A 19,685-nucleotide genomic window follows, 5' to 3' on the forward strand; every position below is an offset into this window, starting at 1 on the left:
ATATTTTTTTTTAATAGTTACTATCATATGCTAACACCTGAGACATCTTCCCTGACGCGGACATGCTGACTGGCGCGTGAGGAAATTCCCTATAATCGCGCGCTTCTCAGCATCCATTATTTCACTATACAGGCAGTCCCTCAGGTCATTGCATGCACTGAATGATACTGGCAATTCCAGCCTGTTTGCCTTTAATAATGCCTGATCGGATAAAATAGTACATGCTGCCATGTCTGCAACTATCCTGCCTCCGCTTAATAAAAGGCAACGGTCGCAAACCTCAAGCGCTATATCCAGGTCATGGGTACACAAAATAATTGTCTTGTCCGAAAAATTAAGCCATTCTATAAGTCTCCGGCGGCTTGATGGATCCATATTGGTAGACGGCTCGTCAAAGACAAGTATCTCCGGTTGATATGAAAGCACTGTGGCCATGGCCAGACGCTTTCTTTCTCCAAAGGATAGGTGAAATGATGATCGTCCCTCGAAACCGGACAAACCCATTAGTCTAAGGGCATCGTTTACACGAACAGATATTTCATCTTTAGGAAGTCCAAGATTCTCCGGTCCAAAGGCAACGTCCTCGTAAACAGTGGGACAGAACAACTGGTCATCAGGATCCTGAAAAACCATCCCTACTTTTCTGCGGACTGCTTTAAGATTGTGTCTGTTAACAGCCATGCTGTCAACAGACACGAGACCGTCTGTAGGCATCAGGATGCCATTAAAAAGGCTCATGAGGGTTGACTTCCCTGCGCCATTAGGGCCGATGATGGCTACCTTCTCGCCATAGCCAATCCTGAACGAGACGTCTTTAAGCACCTCATGACCGTCAGGATAATTGAAATACACGTTTCTGACATCAATGGCTGTCTGGTTCATCCGATAATCTCCGTTATTTACCACAAAGACACAAAGGACACAAAGAATTATATTTCAGATACATCATCCAAAAATGCTCCTACGAACCTGTCATTCCCACGGAACCTGTCCCCGCAGGATTCAAGCGGGGAGTGGGAATCCAGAATCAAGCCATCGGTCAGGATTCCCTCTTGCGCGGGAATGACATTTTCGTGAACCTTTGTGAGCCCTGAGCCGTGAGCGTGCCGAACAGTCGAAGGGCTCATGACTGTTCACCTGAAAATGTCCTCTGATTACTGTCTGGAATCTTAAAATACCTGTGATGGATTTTTGAGTCTACTCACGGTTGCCAATGATTGCCTGCCTTTGTGAGTATTTTTACAGAGGCGGGTTTACGTATCTCTGATTAACAATATCCTGCTGGAGTTTGCGATTACCCCGAGGCTGTTTACTACATGCAGGACACCGCCCATGAAGGGTGAGATAATACCAAATGAACCCAGGCCTATCCCAAGGGCATTTATAACCATGGAATAGACATAGTTCTGTTTGATGATGGACATGGTACTAAGGCTTAATTCACGGACTGCCGGAAGACGGGTCAGATCGTTTGACTTAAGGGCTATGTCCGCAGCTTCTACTGCAACATCAGAGCCGCCCGCACCCATGGCAATCCCGAGGTCTGATTTGGCAAGGGCCAGGGCGTCGTTAACCCCGTCGCCAACCATGGCAACAACCCTTCCCTCAGCCCGTAATTTCTCAATCATCCTGCCCTTGTCTTCAGGCAGCATGTCATAGTAATAATCGCGTATCCCAAGCTGCCTGCTTACGGCATCTGCAGTCTTCTGATGATCACCTGTCAGGAGGAAAACACTCATCCCTGACTGCTGAAGCCCGTAAATCACGGACAGGGCCTCTTTCCTGGGCCTGTCCACTACTCCAATAAGTCCCACAAGCTCTGCATCAACTGCTACAAAGAGAAGGGTCTCTCCAGCTCCCCGCATTCTGGTTGCCTCTCCATCAATCCCGTCAACAGCAATGTTATGCTGTCTCATCAGTCTTTCACTGCCTACAAGGATGCGCCGCCTGTCCGTCAGTTCAGCAACAACGCCGCTGCCGGCAATAGTCTCAAATTGAACGGCATCAATCACCTTTACCCCCCTGAGTTCAGCTCCCTCAAGAAGGGCGCGTGCAAGGGGATGAGGACTCCTCGCCTCTGCAGATGCGGCGAGGGCAACTATGTCATCCGGTGAATATCTGTCATGCCTTTGAAGGATTGAGACTACAACAGGCCTTCCTTCCGTAATAGTCCCTGTCTTGTCAAGACATATCGTATCAATCCTGCTTGCCTGTTCTATGAATATACCGCCTTTGACCAGCATGTTGCGTTTTGCTGCATTTCCGACCGCAGCGGAAATGGCTGTTGGCGTCGCAATGGCAGCAGCGCATGGACATGCAGTAACCAGTACAGTAAATGCCCTGTAGAAGTTCCTTGTGACAGCAAAAACAAGTATTGACAGAAGAAATGCGGACGGGACAAACCATGTGGCAAACCTGTCGGATATGCTCTCAATAGGCGCACGCGTCTCAAGAGATTCCTCAACCATGTGAAGCACACGCGACAGATATGTATCGTCGCCAACTTTGGTCGCTTTTATATAAATAGTCCCGCTCGTCACTATTGTGCCGGCAAAGGCCGGATCTCCCTTTGCCTTCCCGACAGGAATTGACTCCCCTGTGATAGGCGACTGATTGACCGCAGCCTCTCCCCCTATAACTTCTCCATCAACAAGGATCTTCTCGCTGCCGTGCGCAACAACTATATCATCCGTTCGCACCTCTTCAAGGAGGACCCGAACAGGAATCCCGTTTTTTAAAACCCAGGCGCGCTCTTCCCCGACATCAAGCAGATTTCTTATTGCCCGTCGGGACTTCTCTGCGGTATAGTCCTCAAGGAAGGTGCCGCAGTTCATCAACCAGACCACCTCGAGGGCGACAAGCCCTTCTCCCATAAAGATTGCAATTACAGAGGCAATGCTGACCATCAGGTCAAGACTTATCCGCTTGTTCTCAACAACATCTTCCAGCCCTTCACGGAAGACAGGGATTCCTGTAAACACGGCTGCTACTGATGCAACAAGCGTAGCAGGAATGCTCCCGAAAAACGGAAACCATCGCGATAGAAATCTCTGGAAGACGAGCAGCCCAAGAATGGAACCGGCAACAGCTATCCCGGTAAACTGTCTGCGTAAAGAGTGGGCGTCCGAAGGTTCAGCATGACATGTCCTGACTGCTGAAAGCTGACGGGCGCCCCGCTTAATCCCGTTCATCTGGTACAGGACATAAAGGATCTTTGCAAGGGATAGACGTGACGGGTCATAGACTATGAGCAATGTCCCTGTAATATGATTGCCCTTTACTTCAGATACACCCCTGAGCTTTCGGTATTCCTGCTCATAATGGATTTTAAGATCATCAGAGCCATGAAGGACAGGCATGAAGAAACGTACACGCCCGGGTATCATATGACGAATACGGTATTTCGGGCGACTATAAGGCAAGCTGATGTTTATGTTTTTTTTCCGGTTCAGTATCATGAAGGTTTCATCTGCCTGTTCAGGAGTACAAACGTCCTGAATGACCACCAGTACGATAGATACCATGGGATAGCAGGAACAGGCCCAAGCCTGACAAGCTTAGAGGTGCCATAGGCCATAAGGGCTACTGGCAAAAGATAGCGAAAATCCATATAACCGTTTGTCACGCGTAAAAGCCCTGCATTAAGATCCCGGAATGGTTCCTCAACAACCCTGGCAAGGTGCTGGATCTCCAAACCTTTAGACACAGACGAACCTGAAGGTTGTGGTTTTACTTCTTCAGGGTCCAGGGACAGCCCTGACTTATCAGACAGATGGAATAAAATGTCCTTTTCATTAATCAGGGCAACATCGAAATTGACAAGAATACTTCCGGTTATAGGATTGGTTTCCACATTGATGATGCCGGACAAACCTCCAAGTTCCTGCGCCGTCTCCCGCAGCGTTTTCTCATTACCCCGCAGTTCCTCTGCCCTCACCCTGAGTCGCCCCTGAAGCGTGTTATGAACTACGCGAAGTCCCATCAACCCTTTCCTTCTCTCGCGGCAACTTCAGCGATGAGATCCTCGAGACGCTCTTTTTCCGCAATCAATTCTTCGAGACCCTTTCCTTCAGCAGTCCCGCCTTTTCTTACAGCGCCGGCAATCCGGGGCTGGCCCTGCTTTATCAGAGAGACTACGATTCCGGCAGCCATGGCTCCCAGGAAAAAGGTAGACAGCCCGCTCAGCAAACCCCCGCTGCCGGCCCCGGCCCCTGCTCCTGCTCCCAGAAAACGTCTTCCAAATTGATGCAATGGATGTGGTGGTATCATATAATCCTCCTGTGTCTTTTGATGCTCTCGCTGTTTGGAACAGAATTAAATTCCGTCCCCGATTTATGCCCTTTTGGCAGCCCTTTTAACTTTTGGTTTTACCTCTTCAGCAGGTGGAGCTTCTGCAGTACCCTTCTCCGCCTCATACTGTGAGCGCGCCTCTGCCATAAGATCAGCAAAGGACTCCTTGCCTTCCGCGCCGGCGACTTTCATCTGATCTGCAACAGCCAAACCGGTTTTCATAGCCTGAATAGCTACCGGCCGCAGCGACTTCATAATCTGAGGCAAAAACTCATATGCGACTACTACTCCAACACCAAGCCAGAATGCACGTCTTAAGAAAAACATTTTTCACCCCTCCCTTCCTTGTTACTCCTCAATAATCATATCAAGCGCCTTCGCAATCCTCTCCTCGATCATGTTGCGGAATGGATACCATATTACGGGAATTTCACCCATTACGACAATTCCCTTCGGTACCAGGACTACCTCGGCCTTGAAGCGTTTCCCAAGGACAGACATCTTGTTGCGATGCTCGTTCCACGTATAACTGACAACATGGTCAAATGGTTTTACAACCTCCAACAGGTGCAGCAAATATCGTTCAATACAGGAAACCAATTCGTCCTGGGCCTTTTTTGATTCCCGAAAGACTACTAATTTAGACATATCGTATCGTAAAAAAATTATAAGAAAATCCCGGAGAAACGTCTACCCAACTTTGCCAATGCCTGCCTACTCCTGCAACGCATTAACCTTCATTTCCTTAACAAGCTGTTCAACGGATTTATTAAACACCCGAAGGCTTCCCTTTCCTATCTTGGTAGCCTCCAGCTTACCTTCTTTAACCCACCTGTAGATCGTCCACCTGCTGACATTCAGCATAAAAGCGGCCTCATCAGGACGCAGAAGTTCCTTACTCATTAGACTTCCTCCTCCTGCCCTTGTGATGAAAATTTCTATTTTTAAGATATCGCCAGGCCATAAAGGCGGAAATCGCAAGAGGAAGGTGCCCCCCGGCTCCTCCTGCACCACCGGCCATGACCCCATGTTTCAAAAGGTCCAACAGGATAAAATGGTTATGATGAAATATGCCCCGCCCCCACTTGCCTTCTCTCCTTTTGATATGCACAGGAGGAGGGCACTTGGGCATCTCCTCAGCGCTCTCAGGAAAAGGACAATGGTGAATGGCCTCAACAAGGGAATCCCTGGAAAGAACCCTGCGATTGAAGTAAATTATAACAGTCCCGGCATGCACACATACTTTATAGTGATAAATACCTCGCAGTTCCGACAGCATCGTCTTGAGTGCGGAACTATTTTTGATACTCCATTTTATCTGCGGAACACTGAATCTAACACGCCCTTTGATCTCATGAATCGTTGAAATTTCTGTAACACATCCCATAGCGTTTCCCTCCTTATATATAACAGAATGAAAAACAAAAAAGACCATAAAGGTCAGGGCAATATGCCCTTAAGAAACCTCCATGGTCTCAAAGTGTCAAAAATAAAAAAAGGCCATGAATGCCGCCCGCTTCCTGCGGGCTGTTGACCTTCATGGCCTTGATTATTTCTTGTCGCTTAAGTCTTTTTACTGTTATTACTTAAACTACTAAAGAGGTTCGCCTCTTCGTTATTGATTATTATTAACACGACACTACTGAATCTGTCAATACAATTTTGGGGTCAAACAGTAATAGTATAGCAGAAAATACCAGCCTAAAACTGAAATTATGTCACATCTGTTAGCAATGATAGGCATACGTCATTAGCTATGCACTTCTTTATTAACCCGGCCTTCGCTGACATTCCTGGACTCGTTCACCTTTTCAAGAATTATCTTATGCTCAAGCAACCGGATTCTAAGGACCCTTGCATTAAGAAACCTCTGCTCTCCTGACAGACCTGTCAGGCATAATCTCCCGCTCTCCAACGGACGTATCTCTGCAACACCATCCATATATAGCTCCTCCCTGCCATCGCTGAACACATAGGCGCTCACCTCACACATGGCACGCCTCCTTTCGTGTATTGCCTTCATACAGATCATTCTGTCTATTCTGTCACACATGAAATAATCCTCCTCTGTTTTGCCCTTGTCTCAATAAAATAAGAAGGCCATGCAGGCCCGATCCATCGGGTTTAGGCCTACATGGCCTTCTTTACAAGATACAAAAGCTCAGAAGACTGAGATTTTATATAACGCCTGTCCGGTCGGCTTCATTCTGAAGCCAGCCCCCTTCATGAGGGCCTTGCGAACAACTTCCGTTACCCTTAAAGATACCGGCTGTCTTGTCCGGAGTCAACCAACCTTTGCCGCTCCATACATCCGTCTGTGACGGTTTAAGTGTTAAGACACCCTTCTTCTCCATCCTATGACTACCAGCGTGATCAGAATAAGAAAGCCGGTCAGGAACAGATAAGGGACCGGTTTTGGGGCAGCCGCCCCGCCTGGAATTACATCTTCTATCTCGTATCCTTTCAGGATCGTTTTGCCCCGCTCTGACGGAGCAGACAAACGGCCAGGGGATGCAAAGGCATTTGTCTGAAGCGGCTGCTGCCCCGGATCTCTGACTGCCTGCAACGACTTTGAGAGAAGCCTTGCCTGTGGGGCGAGTCCTGGTATGTTGGCCAGGACAGAGGAGGCAAGTTTTACAAGTTGGGAATTGTTGCACATATCGCAGGCAAGACCAACCTCATCGACACTGCTGGCAAACTCTCTTGACAGGGTTTCGATCACTTCCCTGTCAGGCTTCCAGTAACCTTTCCTCGTTGTCTCGAGCATCCTTGCGACAACAGCCTGATACGCCCACATATTCCTGGACTGCCTGAAGAACTCTTTTATACTAAGCCCGTTCCTGTCAAGTACGTAGGTCTCGTACATTTCGTTCCACTTGGCCTCATCAACTGCCTCAGGCACTGTGACCTGCCATCCCCAGAGGTTCTGCACTGACAGGTTGATATGTTTTGCCCCGGCATAGCCTTCTTTCATCATGCCTTTGATGTATACGGGGTTCAGATAGCGTGTACGCATCTCGCGTCCCATCATCTTCTCCAGCGTCTCCTGGCGCTCCTGCCCGGGATCAGCCAGATTGCTCACATAGACCTCAGGGCTTGTGCCGTCCACTGTCCTGATTGCGAGGACGGCGCCTCCCAGATACTGAAAGAAATCATCACCATCCAGGGACTGGTGCAGGCTGCTGGAGCGGCTGTGCACGGCGACCTTCGTACCGGACAGTGCAGTCTTTAACATCTCCTGGCCCACACCCTTTTCTCCCGCATCTCCCCAAAAACCCTGGCCATACATATAACTCATCCGCATAAAGTAGACGTCCGCCACCTGGCTTTCCTTGTCCCACGAATGGGAATGCTCTGCGATAGCAGCAATATTGGTACCGTAAGCCCCGGGAGGCATGCTGAATATCCGCACCCCGGCCAGCCGCGCCGCCACATCCGGAGCAACACCCTGTGCCTGAAGCATCGCCTCAGTCTTTTCCGAATTAATACGAACAATATTGTCCTGCTCGTCCTGTTCGCGTGCGACTGTTGCCGTCTGGTCCATCAGAGGAACGAGGTTGGCGAAAAGGTCCCGGTATTCTCCTGATGTGATGATGGTTACATCAATACGGGGCCGTCCCAGCTCACTGCGGGAAATGGCCTCAACCCCGCGCACCGTCCCATGATTGTCCCATACCGGTCTCACACCCATCAGATACATGATCTGCGCCTCAGTTATCCCTTCATGGCGCATGGTCTCCACACCCCATAATTGATACGTGAGTTTGTCAGGAAAGACACCGTGCTTTTTCTTATAGGTGTCTATCAATTCCCGGGCAAGGCGGGCACCGATAGCATATGTTGATGCACCGGGGATCCTGGTGGGATCAAATGAATAGAAATTACGCCCTGTGGGCAGTACGTTGGGATTGCGCAGCGGTTCCCCGCCCATTCCGGCAGGGACAAACCGGCCAGAAAGACCCAGAATCAATGAGTTCATTTCATTCCTGGCGCTTTGCCGGATTTTGCCTTCCAACTCTGTCGTCATGGTTGCGCGCTGCTCAGGGGTTAAGCTGGCATTAGCTGACGCAATGGCCTCTGCAGTAGTGTGAACAAGTTTGTCCTCAGGTACGACACCGAGGGTATGAAGCCCGTGAGGGGCCTGCTTTTCCGCGAGTTCATCGAGATAATGCTCCAATTCGTGAATTGACTCATCACCCTCTTCATCGTCCCCGTGTTCGTGTTCGTGCTCATGTTCACTCGACTCAGGCCTGAGTCTGGCTATCCCCAGGTCCTTTAAAATTCCCATCTTTTCCGCCAGCTCATTGATGTCTTTCAACCGTGCCTCAGCCAGGGCCGGGCTCTTTTCGACAGCAGCAGAATAGTCATTAAGCCTGGCCTTTAGTTCTCTCAACTGAGGGTTCAGCGTGGCCTTATCCGTGGGAGGTGTCATATGATCTATCATCACCCCCATGCCGCGGCGTTTCGCCTGAATACCCTCACCAGGATCGTCTACAATAAAATAATATAGATTGGGTATGTCTTCAAACAGATACTCCGGGGAATCACTGTAGGCCAATCCCACTTCCTTTCCAGGCAGCCACTCGTGCGTGCCGTGGGTCCCGAATTGCACAATCGCATCCGCCCTGAATTCCTTACGCAGCCAGAAATAAAAGGCCAGATATTGATGGGACGGCGGGAGCGTCACATCATGCAGCACCTTATCCACGTGATCCGACCATCCCATGGCCGGCTGTGGTGACAGCAGGATGTTGCCATACTGAACCATCGGGAGTACGAAGTACTGTTTCCCGGCCGTATCAGTATAGGCCATCATGTCGTTTTTCTCGGGCTGGCCCCAGCTCGCTACAATCTCTTTCTGAGAAACCGACGGGAGTTCTGAAAACCAGCGTTTGTACGTTTCCATCGGGAGCAGAACGGCCCGTCCGCTACGGGCGAGGGTATAGATTTCCTTTATGTTCCAGCTTGGGATATTGCTCCCGTAATTGACAACTGCATCCTGCAGTTCGGTCTCGTTTTGAGGCATCCCTGTCACGCTATAACCATCATCCATCAGGCGGCTCATCACCTGCCACAGACTCCGTGGCACCACGTTCAGGTTTGAAGCGCCAATACGTTCTTTGCCCGACGGAGAGTTGAAGTAATGCAGCAACACCCGCTTCTCCGGATTGGGTTTGTGCCGCAGATTAATCCACTTTTCCACACGCCGCGCCAGCATCTCAACCCTTTCTGGGATAGGACGCTCTTCAAAATACGTCATACCTGTTTTAGGGTCTGCAATCTTCTCCTTTGTCGCAAACACGGTCGGCTGAATCAACCCCCCCATCTCTGCCCGGCCGACCTGCCAGCTCCTCTCCATAATATCCAGACCAGTAGGCGATACCTCCCACTCTGCCAGTGATTTTGATGTCAGTGAAATGGCATCTATGATCGGAACACCCAGGCGCTCATGCAAAGGCAGTGTCTTGTCAGGTGTTACACCAAATTTCATGCTGATAGCGATCACAGCCTCCACACGCGGCTTACCATCAGCATCGAACAGGAATTTCTCCACCGGGAGTTCCGGGGGATAACCGTAAGCAGGCAGGACATTAAAGCCGCGCCGTTCCAGGGCTGCAATTAGTGCATCTATGTGACGGGAGCTGTTCGCCTGCGCATTGGACTGATAGAACAAAACGGAAACCCAGGGGCGTCCTTCCACATAATGTGGATACCCGGCAAGATACTTGTTGAAGTCGGTATAGGTTTTCTTTGTAGTGGCCTCATAAATGGCAACATCCGGCACCACCTTAACCGGTTGGTAGGTGAGATCAAACCCTTGTTTGCTCAGGGCATACAATATGCCGTTCCTCAGATTCTCCTGTCCCCCGGTTTCGAAATACCGCCGCATCTCCTCATCCGTAAGGATGCCGAGCGCTTTGACTTCATCGTTATAACCAGGGCCCACGGCATACACCTTCCCGCCCCGCTTTATCGCTTCAAGCAATTCCGGCTTCAGTTCGTCAATGATAGCACGTCCCCGTACGATGATAATCACCAGTTCTGAGCGTTTCAGAAATTCCATGTCCTGCCCGCGCAGTCCGGTGGAAGAATATACCTTCATACTGACACCGGCAAGAGCGGACTGGCTCAGCGACAGCTCCTGTACAACATCAAGGGCCTGTTTGGTTGACACATCTCCCAGCAGAAGACTGACGCGGGTCAGCTCCGCTGCGAAGGCATTCGGACCGGCAATCCAGAACACAAAGAGGACAATCCATCCGATGAAATTAATACAGATCCATTTGCGCAAGTTCATGATGATTTCTCCCTGAAGAAGACTTCGTTTATTCAGGCACATAGATTACCTTTCCGTCATTTAGCTGATATGCTGTTCCAAGCCTTTTCCCTTCCCCGCTCATGCTTTTATCCGTAACTTTTTTTGCCTTGATCTCTTTCCCCTTTTTCTCGATGATCTGCAATTCACCGTCAGCGGTCTTCTTCATGATCGTGACATCTGAGTTGGGGTCCATCAGATCCATCATATTGTACGCCATGAACAGGGCAATCATCATACTCACGATAAAGACCACACTCACATCAAAGAGATTAGCTACTCCGGCAATGGGGTCTTCCAGAGGCTCCTCGTATTTTTCAAATCGTTTCCGTCTTTTCAGAAATTTCATCTTCCACCTCCAGCATTGAATCCCTGCCTTTTAAGTTTGAACGCCTGAGCGTAAGTTCTGTGATATATTCCATCTCCCGTATATCCGCTCTCAGCCATTTTTCTTTCACTGTGGACATGAGATAGGCCAGGACACTGCAGGCAAGGCCGACGACCACGGTGGTGAAGGCTGTGACCATGCTACCGGCCATCTTGGGCATATCCCCCTGCGCCATGGCTGACAGGGCAATTCCCATTGGTATAAGTGTGCCCATAAGTCCCAGTGCAGGACCAACACGTATCGCAAACCGCACCTTGTCCAGTGACTTAATGATTTCAAGCTCCGTACTCTGCAGCAGTCTTTCAATAGTTATATCAACAGTCGGAGACCCGGTAAAAACTTCTGCCTCAACGTCCTTCTGATATTTGTTTACCACAAATGAATTTCCCTGCCGGCGTTCCATGTACTCACGTAAAAAACCACCGAAAGAAATCACCATCCAGAAGACAAGCAGAACGAGTCCAGCCACTACCGGGAAGAATAGGGCGGATGATATTACATAGAGAAATGTCTCAAGCCCCGCAAGAATATTCATTTGGAACCCTCCTTTTTTTTACGTGAAAAAAATCCAATTAATGCTGCTGCAAACAAAATAGCGATTACGCCAATGCTGTTATTAAAAGACGTACCTGCCCCCTCTGCCAGAAATGACTTAAACACACCCCGGGCCTCGTCAATCCTTGCCGGAAAGACCATGGCAGCAGGAAAGTAGACGCCCAGTCCCAGCATAATAAGGCCAAGCCTCATCCGGCTGGATACCGGTAAATCGTCCTTCTGCTGCAAAAAACCTCCCCTAAAAGAGAGAAGAGCTATAAGGATAAATAAGAAACCTGTAATAAGTCCGGCTGATAGCGGTTTCAGGTCAAACAGCGGTGCGGCCATCCATGAAGAAAAGACAGCCGCAGTGAGCAGGAAGGGACACGGTAAAATAAGAAACCATGTGGTCCGTACAGTATGGGCCTTTTCCCGTATCAGGTAGTATCCCCATAGCGCCAGCCCTGTAAGCATGAAAAAAGGAATAATGATCCTGTCTTTCAGGACAGTGGATACGATGCTCATAATACGATCAGAGAAAATCGCCGTGATTACAAACAGCGCAAGATACAGGATGAGAACCGCGGATATCCCGCGCCACTTCAATTTACCGCTTCGGAGTCCATATCCTGTTTTAACAGCAAACACAGCAAGACTCAGCAGCATTCCTGCCATTAGCATAATCATATTTGTTTCCATATCTGCCTTCCTGATCCCGCCCACACACGTCCCGGTCCGTCAATCAGTGACGGACCGGGACGTGGGAACAGTGTCTCTGATGCATACCTATAGTTTTATTGTCAATTCACTGAACCATGACGCTCCAGGTGCCTTCGTGCTGTAGTAGTAGTCCCGGTCAAGAATGTTGTCCGCAGACAGAGAGATGGAAGCCGCTTTCGTAATCCGGCAGGCGACCTTCGCATTAAGCAGGAAATAAGGATCATATGAACCGGGGACATTTTTTATTTTGTCTGTATTGCCATCAGTAGTCCATATTTTGCCGACGTAGTTCCCTGTAACTGAAGTAGAGAACCTGCCGAATTCAAACTCCCCGCCGATATTAAACATCTGGTCCGGCACATAAGTGAGAGATTTACCTACAGAGGCTGGAGACGCCGCATTCTCCTGCATTTCAGTATCATTGTAAGTGTAGTTAGTAAAAAGTCTGACGGCTTTGGATGGGCGATGTTCGACTTCCAGCTCAAAACCGTCTCCCTTTGCCTTTCCTGCATTGGTCTTCACTGAATAGGTTGTAACGCCTGCCGGGAGACCGATACCGCCTGGTACAGGCGTAACACTTCTGCTGTAAATCATGTTTTTAAAGTTATTCTGGAAATAGGCAGCCCTCATGATGACACTCTTCCCTAAGGCCTGCTCCACACCTAAATCCCACGAGGTGAGTGTTTCCGGGATCAAATCCGGGTTGGGGTCACCGTAATTCGTCGCCGAGTTGCGGCTTCTCCGGTATAATTCGAAGACAGTCGGCGGCCTGAAGGCCTTGCCCCATGAGGTCCTTACAGTTGTGGCAGTAAACGGCTTATAGACCAGTGCGGCCTTGGGGCTTAGCTGTGATTTGCTGTTTTCCGGATAATCCGCTGTTGATGGTGTTGTAGACAGGTATGCCTGGCCGTCCTGTGTCTTCCACCAGTCGTGGCGGGCGCCGACATACATCGTTACATTCTCCAGGATCATTATCTCATCCTGAAGAAACAGGGCATATGTGCTGTTTTCCCCCTTAGCAGTACTGTATAGGGTTGTTTTGGAACCTTCATCTTTCCAGTTTGTCAGGACATAATCTTTGGCGTCAACCTTCTCATTTTGCCATGCCCCTCCGGCAACCAGCAGATTTCTTCCCCCAACCGGAAACGCCACCTGTAAATCACTTGAATACTGTTTCGATGGTGTTTTTGTATACAATCCAGGCCCCCCTGTTCGCGTCACTGTGCCTGCAACAACACCCGGGGTAATAAACCATGACGGCTGGTCAACAAGACCGAGGGACAGCTTTAGCTTTGCGGATCCCCACTCATTCTGATATGTCCCGTTGTAGACGTTTTGTTTGGTTCCGCCATCGCCCGTCAGAAAAGAGCTCTCATTGAGCGCAGGAATAGTTGCCGGCGGAGGGGTAGGATTTGCCATTGAAGCGTATGAGTAGACAGGGGCTCCGGAACTATTTCTAAGGTAAGTATGAGGTTCATCATAACTGTACTCTGACCGGCTCCGGCTGACGTTAAGCCTTATAGAAGACGTCCCGGTTGGAGTGAGCCCGCCATGCAGGGAAATATTGTCGTCCCACCAACCGTTGTCTCCTGCATTTCCAATGATCCGCTGGGTGCCCCCGGTTGTCGTGGTTTCAATGATCACCCCTGTGGTCCCGGGCGGGAAGACAGTATTTGTTGTTGTACGGTGAGTCGTAGAATATCCGTTGGTTGCCTGATAACGGTAACCCAGCAGCAGGCTGAGTTTGTCTCCAATTTTGTCTCCATAGGAGAGGTAATATTTGCGGTAATCGTCCGGAGCATCTCCGCGGTCCAGACTGGTGCCGTATCCGCTTTGCAGCGAAAATTCTCTCTGCACAGGCAGCCTGGTAATCACGTTTACAACCCCGCCCCCGGCATTTCCTCCGTAGAGACTCGAGAACGGGCCGCGGACAACCTCGACCCTTTCCACATCCTCCGGCGCAAGCCCCCCGTAAGATACTGCCCTTGTATAACCGTCGTTCAACGAAACGCCATCCAGCATAAGCAATGTCCTTGAACCGTTTGCAGGCATCCCCCTCAATGAGATGAACGCCTGGCTATCCATCAACCCCTTTGATCTTCTATTGAAAACTCCAGGGGTGAGGCTTAATATATTGTCTACCGACTTTATATTTCTCTTCTCAATCTCCCCTCTGGTAACGACAGAGACACTCCCCGGCGCCTCTGAAACAGGTTTTTCCGTCCTGGTTGAGATTGAGATCAGTTCCTCCATAGTCGCATCATTTGCAAAGGACAGGGGAGAAAAGCACAGGACCGATAGTCCAACTGCTGCTGCCCCCATCACCATTTTCTTCGTCCTTCTGATTCCTTTCATTACACTCTCTCCTTTCATGATAAGATTACTGTTACCCCTTCTCTGTCACAATGCTGAAGTTTGTTACCCCTGAAAAACGTACCTCGTCTATTACACTTACCAAAAGCCCGACATTAACATCCCTGTCCGCCTTGATCCGCAGGAAATCCTTTTCAATATCGCTTAGATTGTCCTTAATGACTCCCTGCAGGTCTCTTAGCTCTACATTTTTATCCAGAAAATAGATTTCGCCGCCACTTGTGATGAGTATCGTTTTGACCGTTTCATTCTTTGCCTCTGCTGTCTTTGATTCCGGCAGCCTGATCGTTATAGCCGGCTCCTTTACAAGATGGGATGAGAGCATAAAAAATAGCAGCAGCAGAAAGACTACATCCACCAGCGGGGCAATATTGATGAAATCATGGCTGTGTTTCTTCCTTTCAAATTCCATCATTACACCTTACAGAAGGTTCTAATACCGTTGATCTATTGCCTGACCGTTGAAATTTATCGCTTACACTCTTGTCCCGTGCCCGTCTTTTCTCAACAAGGCTCACAGTCAATTCCTTCAGCACAAAGGCAATCTCATCCGCCTGTTTGTCGAGATAGTGATGTCCAATATGTATGGGCATGGCCACCAGAAGCCCTGCTGCAGTGGTAATCAATGCCTCCCAGATGCCACCTGCAAGCATGGAGGGGTTAACGCTTGTGCTGGTGGCAATTACCATGAAGGCCTTTATCATCCCTGTAACTGTGCCGGTCAATCCTAACAGTGGGGCAATGGCTGCGATGAGCCCAAGCCAGCTTAGCCCCTTCTCCATCTCCCTTATCTGCCGTGTTCCGATAACTGCCAGACCCTGTTCATCAGAGCCACTGCCGAGACCATCCACTATGGGTTTGAATATAGCCGGAGTCTCCGATAACAATTCGTCAACCGGCCTTTCTATCTCTTTCAAAATCTTTCTGTACTGGATAAACTTGTTGATCAGTATGGCCACCCCTGCAAGGGAACAGAGGAGTATCGGGTACATCAGAAAACCACCCTTTGAAAAAAGTTCTATCATTATTTAGCCTCCTTAAGTATGAATCCTATGGGAAGTATCGCCCGTGACGCCATCTTTTGGCCGTCTCTTGTCGCCGGGAGAAACCTTGATCTCTTCACAGCCTCAACTGCCGACTCTGTGAAACCATAGTCAGCGCCCTTTAATACCTCAACATTCAGGAGTTTCCCGTTTTCATCGATTGTAAGTCTGAGTACCACATTCGCTTCCTTTCCAAGCCTTCTTGCCATCATGGGATACCGGGGAATCTCACGGCGCAGGAATTTGGGCGCCTCGGTCAGTCCAAACTCCGTGTCTATTGGCGAAGCAGGCCTGTTTGAAGAAGTAACCTGAGGCTGAGGCGTGCCCGCAGAAGCAGCCTCAACCTCAGGTATTGGAGGGTACGAGTGAGCAGATGGCGTCTCACTCACTGCTGCCGTTTCAATGACATTCTGGTGATTGTCCTGCATCACAGGTGTTTCTTCCGGCAATCGAATCTGCTCAGGTTCATTGAACGGGACAGTCTCTTTAACCAAGGGCTTTTCTATCGCCCTCTGTTTTATCCTGCTTGTCTGAACTTGTGCAACTTCTCCCATCACAAAAAGTTCAACCTCCTTAAACTGGTTGTTTACCTTAAGAGAAACAGGTATCAGTAAAATTATCAGGTGAAACAATATTGCGCCTATTAACCCGGTCTGCCTGTTTATTTGTTCCATAATTCAATACACAAAAAACAAAAAGGCCATGCAGGCCCGGATCCGTTCCGGATTTCGGGCCTACATGGCCTTTTTAACAAGATGCAAAAAACTCAGATGACTTAAGTTTTATGAAGACGGTTTCTTATTATGCTGCGTCAGCTCTACTCTTTTGAATCCACCCCTCTTCATGAGAGGCATTACTCATAACGTTAATAAATAAGTATATATGCCATAATGCATGACGTCCACTAACACATGCTAATTAATGCCTGCATCTGTGACTATTTTTTAAAATATAATAAATCTTCTGTTGTTAATCCCTATGGGATTGACACAAGTATAACTTTATGTTATCCATATGGTATGAAAACAGCAATATCAATATCTGATGATATTTTCAGAAAGATAGAAAAATATGCCAAAGAACATAATTATTCACGAAGTGAGGTGTTTGCTGCTGCAGTTCAGGAATTTTTCAAAAAAAGAGAATCTCAAAAACTCCTGGACGACCTTAACAAGGCTTACTCGGTAATGGAGTCTCCGGAAGAAAAGACCATAATAAAGAAAGGGAAAAAGTACTACTCAAGAAAGGTCTTAAAGGAGAAGTATTGACAATAAAACAGGGCGATATTTTCTGGATAGACCTGGATGACCCCAAAGGTTCAGAACCCTGGTTCAGACATCCGCATGTGATTATTCAAAATGATGTTTTCAATAAGAGCAGGATTAACACGGTAGTCGTGTGTGCCCTTACCTCCAATCTTAAACTTGCAGAAGCCCCTGGCAATGTCTTGCTTAAGAAGGGAGACGCCAATCTCCCAAAAGACAGTGTGGCCAATATATCCCAGGTTTTGACTGTAAATAAATCAGACCTCGGGGAAAAGATCGGCAGTTTATCTCAGTCAAGGATCAGACAGATTGTTGAAGGGTTTAAACTCCTGTTGGAACCAAGGGAAATTTAGAAAAGGGAAATAAATTAATAAATTTCTTGACACAAAAACATTCGTCTGGTATTTTGAATTCAATAAATGGAGGAATGGATCCTCCTGGCAGTTGGTTTACAATAAATAATTTAAGAAATTTACATTACAGGGCCACGAAGGCCTCTACTCTGCAGGGAGCGGGGAGCACTTCGCGGCCTTTTTTATTAACCGGCGTTAGCTGTACAACATTGAAGAGGATTAACGTGGTAAAGAATGTGACATTAAAGGTTTCAAATCTGTCGTGCAAACATTGCACGGAGGCTGTAAACAATACCATTAAGGGACTCCCCGGCATCATCTCCATCTCCATCCAGGCCGGAACCGATCCGTCTGACGTATACATCTCTTACGAAACAAAGAATGTAAGTTTTGAGAAGATCAGGGGGGCAATCGTTGAGCTGGGTTATCCTGTCAATGGATACATTATCCATGAACATGACCATTCTCATGGACATGTAATGCACAATCATCCGCACAGACATGGGAATAAGAATAAGGAACACAGTCATTCTCATGATTCATAGAGGCCAAAGCCACTCCTGACTTTTCTGTTTGCAATTACCCTGCAGACATATATAATAACGTAAGACTTTATGCTTAAAGATAAACGCTGGGCCATAATAGGCACAGGCAATATAGGAACACTATTATGCAAACGGCTCCTGTCAGCAGGCGTCCGGCCTAACCATTTAGCTGTCTATGATATTACTCCCGGCAGCACAGACTATTTAGTCAGAGAGACCAGTGTTAAGACTCTATCTTTAAACAGAGAGTCATTTCAGGACATTGACGTTATCCTGATTGCCACTCCACCCAAAGCAGTTAAGGGATTCCTTTCTCAGACAGCAGAATGGCTGCATCCCAATCATCTAATAATATCATTTGCAAATGCCGTCTCTTTGAATAGGCTGGAGACATTGACGCCAGAGGGCGTCGGTATTATACGGGTGAACCCGAATATCCCATCCCTGATCGGGGAAGGGATTAACCCTGTAGTCTATGGTCGCCATGTTACAGTTGAGGCAAAACAATTAGTGGAAGAGCTGCTCGGAATTCTCGGCAAGACCATTTCTGTCCGTGATGATCAGATGAACTGGCTTGTCGGTCTGACAGGGGCATCCATGCGTTCAATTCTTCCTGTGCTTGAGGGACTGATTAAAGCCGGCACTGAGGCTGGCCTTTCATCTGAGGAGGCGAGAGCGGTCGCAGCTCAGGTACTTGTTGGAACAGCTGATCTTGTGTTGCAGACAGGCCTGACGATTGACGAACTTAAAGCAATGACCCCATTGGTAACCGTTGATGAAAATGCACTATCCAATATGATATTCAATGCGGCAAGGAGAGCAAAAGAGAAGATGGATATTATACAAAGCGAGGAGGAAGTTAATGGATGAGGAACAGAACGGGCAATCATTTAAGACACTAATAGTCATGCTTCTCATCTTTCTTTCAGGTATGACGGCAACCGTATCCCTTGCAGGTTCACCTGAACCGGAGGCAGCAGCCAGGGCACTTAAGAGAGCAGAGAAAACCTGTAAACAGTTGGAAGTGGATCATGAAAAAATGAAAGGGGAGCATCAGCTGATGTTCAAGGCATGGCAGGAGAAGTCCAGCCCATTGCTTACTGAAGATGAAAAAGTGTTTGCCGAGTGCAGGACGACCTTCTCTGCACTCAAAGAGATAACAGAACAAATTTCTACGGCCGTTTCTGATGATCCGGCTAACGAAAAACTGATTAATGATTATGAAAAGATGCAGAGTATCATGGAAGACATTTCCGTCCGGCATAAAACATTAAGGGAAAAACATGAAAGGCTATTTCATGAAATGATGGGGCATTGACCGTCTCCCTTATAACCTCCAGATAAGGTCATCCGTATATTTATGACGATTTTTTTATTGACGACTGTCATCCAGGGGAATAGAATATTCTCATCAGTAAGTTTCAGGAAGGGGGGTGGGAACATGTGTCAGTCATGTGGTTGTTCACCCTGTAAGGTCTGCGGACGTGACATCAAGAATGGTGTCTGTTCCGGATGCGGAAAGAAATCATCAGAGTGTAAGTGCAAGTAGGGTACTGAATACCGGATATACCCTCCAGCGGATTATTGAAAGCGGTTTCGGGGAGTTTGAGAGAGGGTGTTTCTTCGGAGTTGTGGACGAAATATGCAGTTGCAACAGAGTGTTTCAGAAGCCTCGGATCAAATTCGATCAGCCATCCCTTGTCCCCCAGCATGCAGGCATCATTCTTCTTAATTCCCCGGCTGCATCGGGGGCAGTAGATGTGAAGGACAATTTCTTTAACAAGCCCCCGATCCAATAAAACCAGTGATATATTGTGCTCCCAGCATTCACAGTCCCTGTTTAATATCTCTGGCATAG

General features: G+C 48.3%; 24 protein-coding genes. 5 read left to right on the forward strand and 19 right to left on the reverse strand.

What is annotated here, in order from left to right:
* Positions 1-30: 30 nt before the first annotated feature.
* The 18 genes from IT393_04860 to IT393_04945 form a co-directional block, all read right to left on the reverse strand.
* Positions 31-882: an ABC transporter ATP-binding protein gene (locus tag IT393_04860; GenBank protein MCC7201980.1), complete on the reverse strand. Its 852-nt coding sequence runs from the start codon at positions 880-882 to the stop codon at positions 31-33.
* 371 nt (positions 883-1,253) lie between these two features.
* Positions 1,254-3,386 (reverse strand): cation-translocating P-type ATPase, encoded by a 2,133-nt coding sequence (locus IT393_04865; GenBank protein MCC7201981.1) that lies wholly within the window; start codon positions 3,384-3,386, stop codon positions 1,254-1,256.
* A 68-nt stretch (positions 3,387-3,454) separates the two neighbouring features.
* Entirely contained in the window at positions 3,455-3,982 is a 528-nt protein-coding gene (locus IT393_04870; GenBank protein MCC7201982.1) for a hypothetical protein, read from the reverse strand.
* Positions 3,982-4,269, reverse strand: coding sequence for a hypothetical protein (locus tag IT393_04875; GenBank protein MCC7201983.1), 288 nt, complete (start codon positions 4,267-4,269; stop codon positions 3,982-3,984). Before IT393_04875 ends, IT393_04870 begins: the two co-directional genes overlap by 1 nt.
* A gap of 63 nt (positions 4,270-4,332) precedes the next feature.
* Positions 4,333-4,617, reverse strand: a complete 285-nt coding sequence (locus tag IT393_04880; protein ID MCC7201984.1) for a hypothetical protein — start codon at positions 4,615-4,617, stop codon at positions 4,333-4,335.
* 21 nt (positions 4,618-4,638) lie between these two features.
* Positions 4,639-4,938 (reverse strand): hypothetical protein, encoded by a 300-nt coding sequence (locus tag IT393_04885; GenBank protein MCC7201985.1) that lies wholly within the window; start codon positions 4,936-4,938, stop codon positions 4,639-4,641.
* Positions 4,939-5,004: 66 nt separating this feature from the next.
* The gene (locus IT393_04890) at positions 5,005-5,193 is read right to left on the reverse strand and encodes a helix-turn-helix domain-containing protein (GenBank protein ID MCC7201986.1); all 189 of its coding nucleotides are present in this window, start codon (positions 5,191-5,193) and stop codon (positions 5,005-5,007) included.
* The gene (locus IT393_04895; protein ID MCC7201987.1) at positions 5,186-5,677 is read right to left on the reverse strand and encodes a hypothetical protein; all 492 of its coding nucleotides are present in this window, start codon (positions 5,675-5,677) and stop codon (positions 5,186-5,188) included. The genes IT393_04890 and IT393_04895 overlap by 8 nt, the downstream gene beginning before the upstream one ends.
* Before the next feature lie 363 nt (positions 5,678-6,040).
* On the reverse strand, positions 6,041-6,343 hold the full coding sequence (locus tag IT393_04900) for a CooT family nickel-binding protein (protein MCC7201988.1): 303 nt from the start codon (positions 6,341-6,343) through the stop codon (positions 6,041-6,043).
* A 124-nt stretch (positions 6,344-6,467) separates the two neighbouring features.
* Entirely contained in the window at positions 6,468-6,644 is a 177-nt protein-coding gene (locus tag IT393_04905) for a hypothetical protein (GenBank protein ID MCC7201989.1), read from the reverse strand.
* Positions 6,623-10,630, reverse strand: a complete 4,008-nt coding sequence (locus IT393_04910) for a cobaltochelatase subunit CobN (protein MCC7201990.1) — start codon at positions 10,628-10,630, stop codon at positions 6,623-6,625. Before IT393_04910 ends, IT393_04905 begins: the two co-directional genes overlap by 22 nt.
* Entirely contained in the window at positions 10,617-10,955 is a 339-nt protein-coding gene (locus IT393_04915) for a DUF2149 domain-containing protein (protein MCC7201991.1), read from the reverse strand. The genes IT393_04910 and IT393_04915 overlap by 14 nt, the downstream gene beginning before the upstream one ends.
* The gene (locus tag IT393_04920; protein ID MCC7201992.1) at positions 10,924-11,529 is read right to left on the reverse strand and encodes a MotA/TolQ/ExbB proton channel family protein; all 606 of its coding nucleotides are present in this window, start codon (positions 11,527-11,529) and stop codon (positions 10,924-10,926) included. Before IT393_04920 ends, IT393_04915 begins: the two co-directional genes overlap by 32 nt.
* The gene (locus IT393_04925) at positions 11,526-12,227 is read right to left on the reverse strand and encodes a hypothetical protein (protein MCC7201993.1); all 702 of its coding nucleotides are present in this window, start codon (positions 12,225-12,227) and stop codon (positions 11,526-11,528) included. The genes IT393_04920 and IT393_04925 overlap by 4 nt, the downstream gene beginning before the upstream one ends.
* Before the next feature lie 87 nt (positions 12,228-12,314).
* Complete coding sequence (locus IT393_04930) at positions 12,315-14,603, reverse strand: TonB-dependent receptor (GenBank protein ID MCC7201994.1); 2,289 nt, start codon at positions 14,601-14,603, stop codon at positions 12,315-12,317.
* 31 nt (positions 14,604-14,634) lie between these two features.
* Entirely contained in the window at positions 14,635-15,033 is a 399-nt protein-coding gene (locus IT393_04935; GenBank protein ID MCC7201995.1) for a biopolymer transporter ExbD, read from the reverse strand.
* Positions 15,023-15,646, reverse strand: a complete 624-nt coding sequence (locus IT393_04940) for a MotA/TolQ/ExbB proton channel family protein (GenBank protein MCC7201996.1) — start codon at positions 15,644-15,646, stop codon at positions 15,023-15,025. The genes IT393_04935 and IT393_04940 overlap by 11 nt, the downstream gene beginning before the upstream one ends.
* Positions 15,646-16,338 (reverse strand): energy transducer TonB, encoded by a 693-nt coding sequence (locus IT393_04945; GenBank protein MCC7201997.1) that lies wholly within the window; start codon positions 16,336-16,338, stop codon positions 15,646-15,648. The genes IT393_04940 and IT393_04945 overlap by 1 nt, the downstream gene beginning before the upstream one ends.
* Before the next feature lie 345 nt (positions 16,339-16,683).
* Between IT393_04945 and IT393_04950 the strand changes: the two genes are divergently transcribed.
* The 5 genes from IT393_04950 to IT393_04970 all read left to right on the forward strand — a co-directional run bounded on the left by IT393_04950 (position 16,684) and on the right by IT393_04970 (position 19,145).
* Entirely contained in the window at positions 16,684-16,932 is a 249-nt protein-coding gene (locus IT393_04950) for a hypothetical protein (GenBank protein ID MCC7201998.1), read from the forward strand.
* Complete coding sequence (locus tag IT393_04955; GenBank protein ID MCC7201999.1) at positions 16,929-17,282, forward strand: type II toxin-antitoxin system PemK/MazF family toxin; 354 nt, start codon at positions 16,929-16,931, stop codon at positions 17,280-17,282. The genes IT393_04950 and IT393_04955 overlap by 4 nt, the downstream gene beginning before the upstream one ends.
* Before the next feature lie 209 nt (positions 17,283-17,491).
* Positions 17,492-17,827 (forward strand): cation transporter, encoded by a 336-nt coding sequence (locus IT393_04960; protein ID MCC7202000.1) that lies wholly within the window; start codon positions 17,492-17,494, stop codon positions 17,825-17,827.
* A gap of 69 nt (positions 17,828-17,896) precedes the next feature.
* Entirely contained in the window at positions 17,897-18,697 is an 801-nt protein-coding gene (locus tag IT393_04965) for an NAD(P)-binding domain-containing protein (GenBank protein ID MCC7202001.1), read from the forward strand.
* Positions 18,690-19,145 carry a hypothetical protein gene (locus tag IT393_04970; protein ID MCC7202002.1) on the forward strand — a complete coding sequence of 152 codons (456 nt, stop codon included), beginning with the start codon at positions 18,690-18,692 and terminating at the stop codon, positions 19,143-19,145. The genes IT393_04965 and IT393_04970 overlap by 8 nt, the downstream gene beginning before the upstream one ends.
* A gap of 172 nt (positions 19,146-19,317) precedes the next feature.
* Here IT393_04970 and IT393_04975 read toward each other — a convergent pair whose 3' ends face one another.
* Positions 19,318-19,683 (reverse strand): hypothetical protein, encoded by a 366-nt coding sequence (locus tag IT393_04975; protein MCC7202003.1) that lies wholly within the window; start codon positions 19,681-19,683, stop codon positions 19,318-19,320.
* Positions 19,684-19,685 lie beyond the last annotated feature (2 nt).

The sequence above is a fragment of the Nitrospirota bacterium genome (genome assembly GCA_020851375.1).
Classification (GTDB): Bacteria; Nitrospirota; 9FT-COMBO-42-15; order HDB-SIOI813; family HDB-SIOI813; genus RBG-16-43-11.

Excerpts from the sequence above, each read along its gene's own strand:
- IT393_04910 (MCC7201990.1), bottom strand. The coding sequence starts at position 10,630 with ATGTGCCTGAATAAACGAAGTCTTCTTCAGGGAGAAATCATCATGAAC.
- IT393_04860 (MCC7201980.1), bottom strand. The coding sequence starts at position 882 with ATGAACCAGACAGCCATTGATGTCAGAAACGTGTATTTCAATTATCCT.
- IT393_04915 (MCC7201991.1), bottom strand. The coding sequence starts at position 10,955 with ATGAAATTTCTGAAAAGACGGAAACGATTTGAAAAATACGAGGAGCCT.
- IT393_04880 (MCC7201984.1), bottom strand. The coding sequence starts at position 4,617 with ATGTTTTTCTTAAGACGTGCATTCTGGCTTGGTGTTGGAGTAGTAGTC.
- IT393_04945 (MCC7201997.1), bottom strand. The coding sequence starts at position 16,338 with ATGGAACAAATAAACAGGCAGACCGGGTTAATAGGCGCAATATTGTTT.
- IT393_04920 (MCC7201992.1), bottom strand. The coding sequence starts at position 11,529 with ATGAATATTCTTGCGGGGCTTGAGACATTTCTCTATGTAATATCATCC.
- IT393_04895 (MCC7201987.1), bottom strand. The coding sequence starts at position 5,677 with ATGGGATGTGTTACAGAAATTTCAACGATTCATGAGATCAAAGGGCGT.
- IT393_04940 (MCC7201996.1), bottom strand. The coding sequence starts at position 15,646 with ATGATAGAACTTTTTTCAAAGGGTGGTTTTCTGATGTACCCGATACTC.
- IT393_04905 (MCC7201989.1), bottom strand. The coding sequence starts at position 6,644 with ATGGAGAAGAAGGGTGTCTTAACACTTAAACCGTCACAGACGGATGTA.
- IT393_04950 (MCC7201998.1), top strand. The coding sequence starts at position 16,684 with ATGAAAACAGCAATATCAATATCTGATGATATTTTCAGAAAGATAGAA.
- IT393_04975 (MCC7202003.1), bottom strand. The coding sequence starts at position 19,683 with ATGCCAGAGATATTAAACAGGGACTGTGAATGCTGGGAGCACAATATA.
- IT393_04925 (MCC7201993.1), bottom strand. The coding sequence starts at position 12,227 with ATGGAAACAAATATGATTATGCTAATGGCAGGAATGCTGCTGAGTCTT.
- IT393_04900 (MCC7201988.1), bottom strand. The coding sequence starts at position 6,343 with ATGTGTGACAGAATAGACAGAATGATCTGTATGAAGGCAATACACGAA.
- IT393_04890 (MCC7201986.1), bottom strand. The coding sequence starts at position 5,193 with ATGAGTAAGGAACTTCTGCGTCCTGATGAGGCCGCTTTTATGCTGAAT.
- IT393_04935 (MCC7201995.1), bottom strand. The coding sequence starts at position 15,033 with ATGGAATTTGAAAGGAAGAAACACAGCCATGATTTCATCAATATTGCC.
- IT393_04885 (MCC7201985.1), bottom strand. The coding sequence starts at position 4,938 with ATGTCTAAATTAGTAGTCTTTCGGGAATCAAAAAAGGCCCAGGACGAA.
- IT393_04965 (MCC7202001.1), top strand. The coding sequence starts at position 17,897 with ATGCTTAAAGATAAACGCTGGGCCATAATAGGCACAGGCAATATAGGA.
- IT393_04875 (MCC7201983.1), bottom strand. The coding sequence starts at position 4,269 with ATGATACCACCACATCCATTGCATCAATTTGGAAGACGTTTTCTGGGA.
- IT393_04870 (MCC7201982.1), bottom strand. The coding sequence starts at position 3,982 with ATGGGACTTCGCGTAGTTCATAACACGCTTCAGGGGCGACTCAGGGTG.
- IT393_04865 (MCC7201981.1), bottom strand. The coding sequence starts at position 3,386 with ATGATACCCGGGCGTGTACGTTTCTTCATGCCTGTCCTTCATGGCTCT.
- IT393_04970 (MCC7202002.1), top strand. The coding sequence starts at position 18,690 with ATGGATGAGGAACAGAACGGGCAATCATTTAAGACACTAATAGTCATG.
- IT393_04930 (MCC7201994.1), bottom strand. The coding sequence starts at position 14,603 with ATGAAAGGAATCAGAAGGACGAAGAAAATGGTGATGGGGGCAGCAGCA.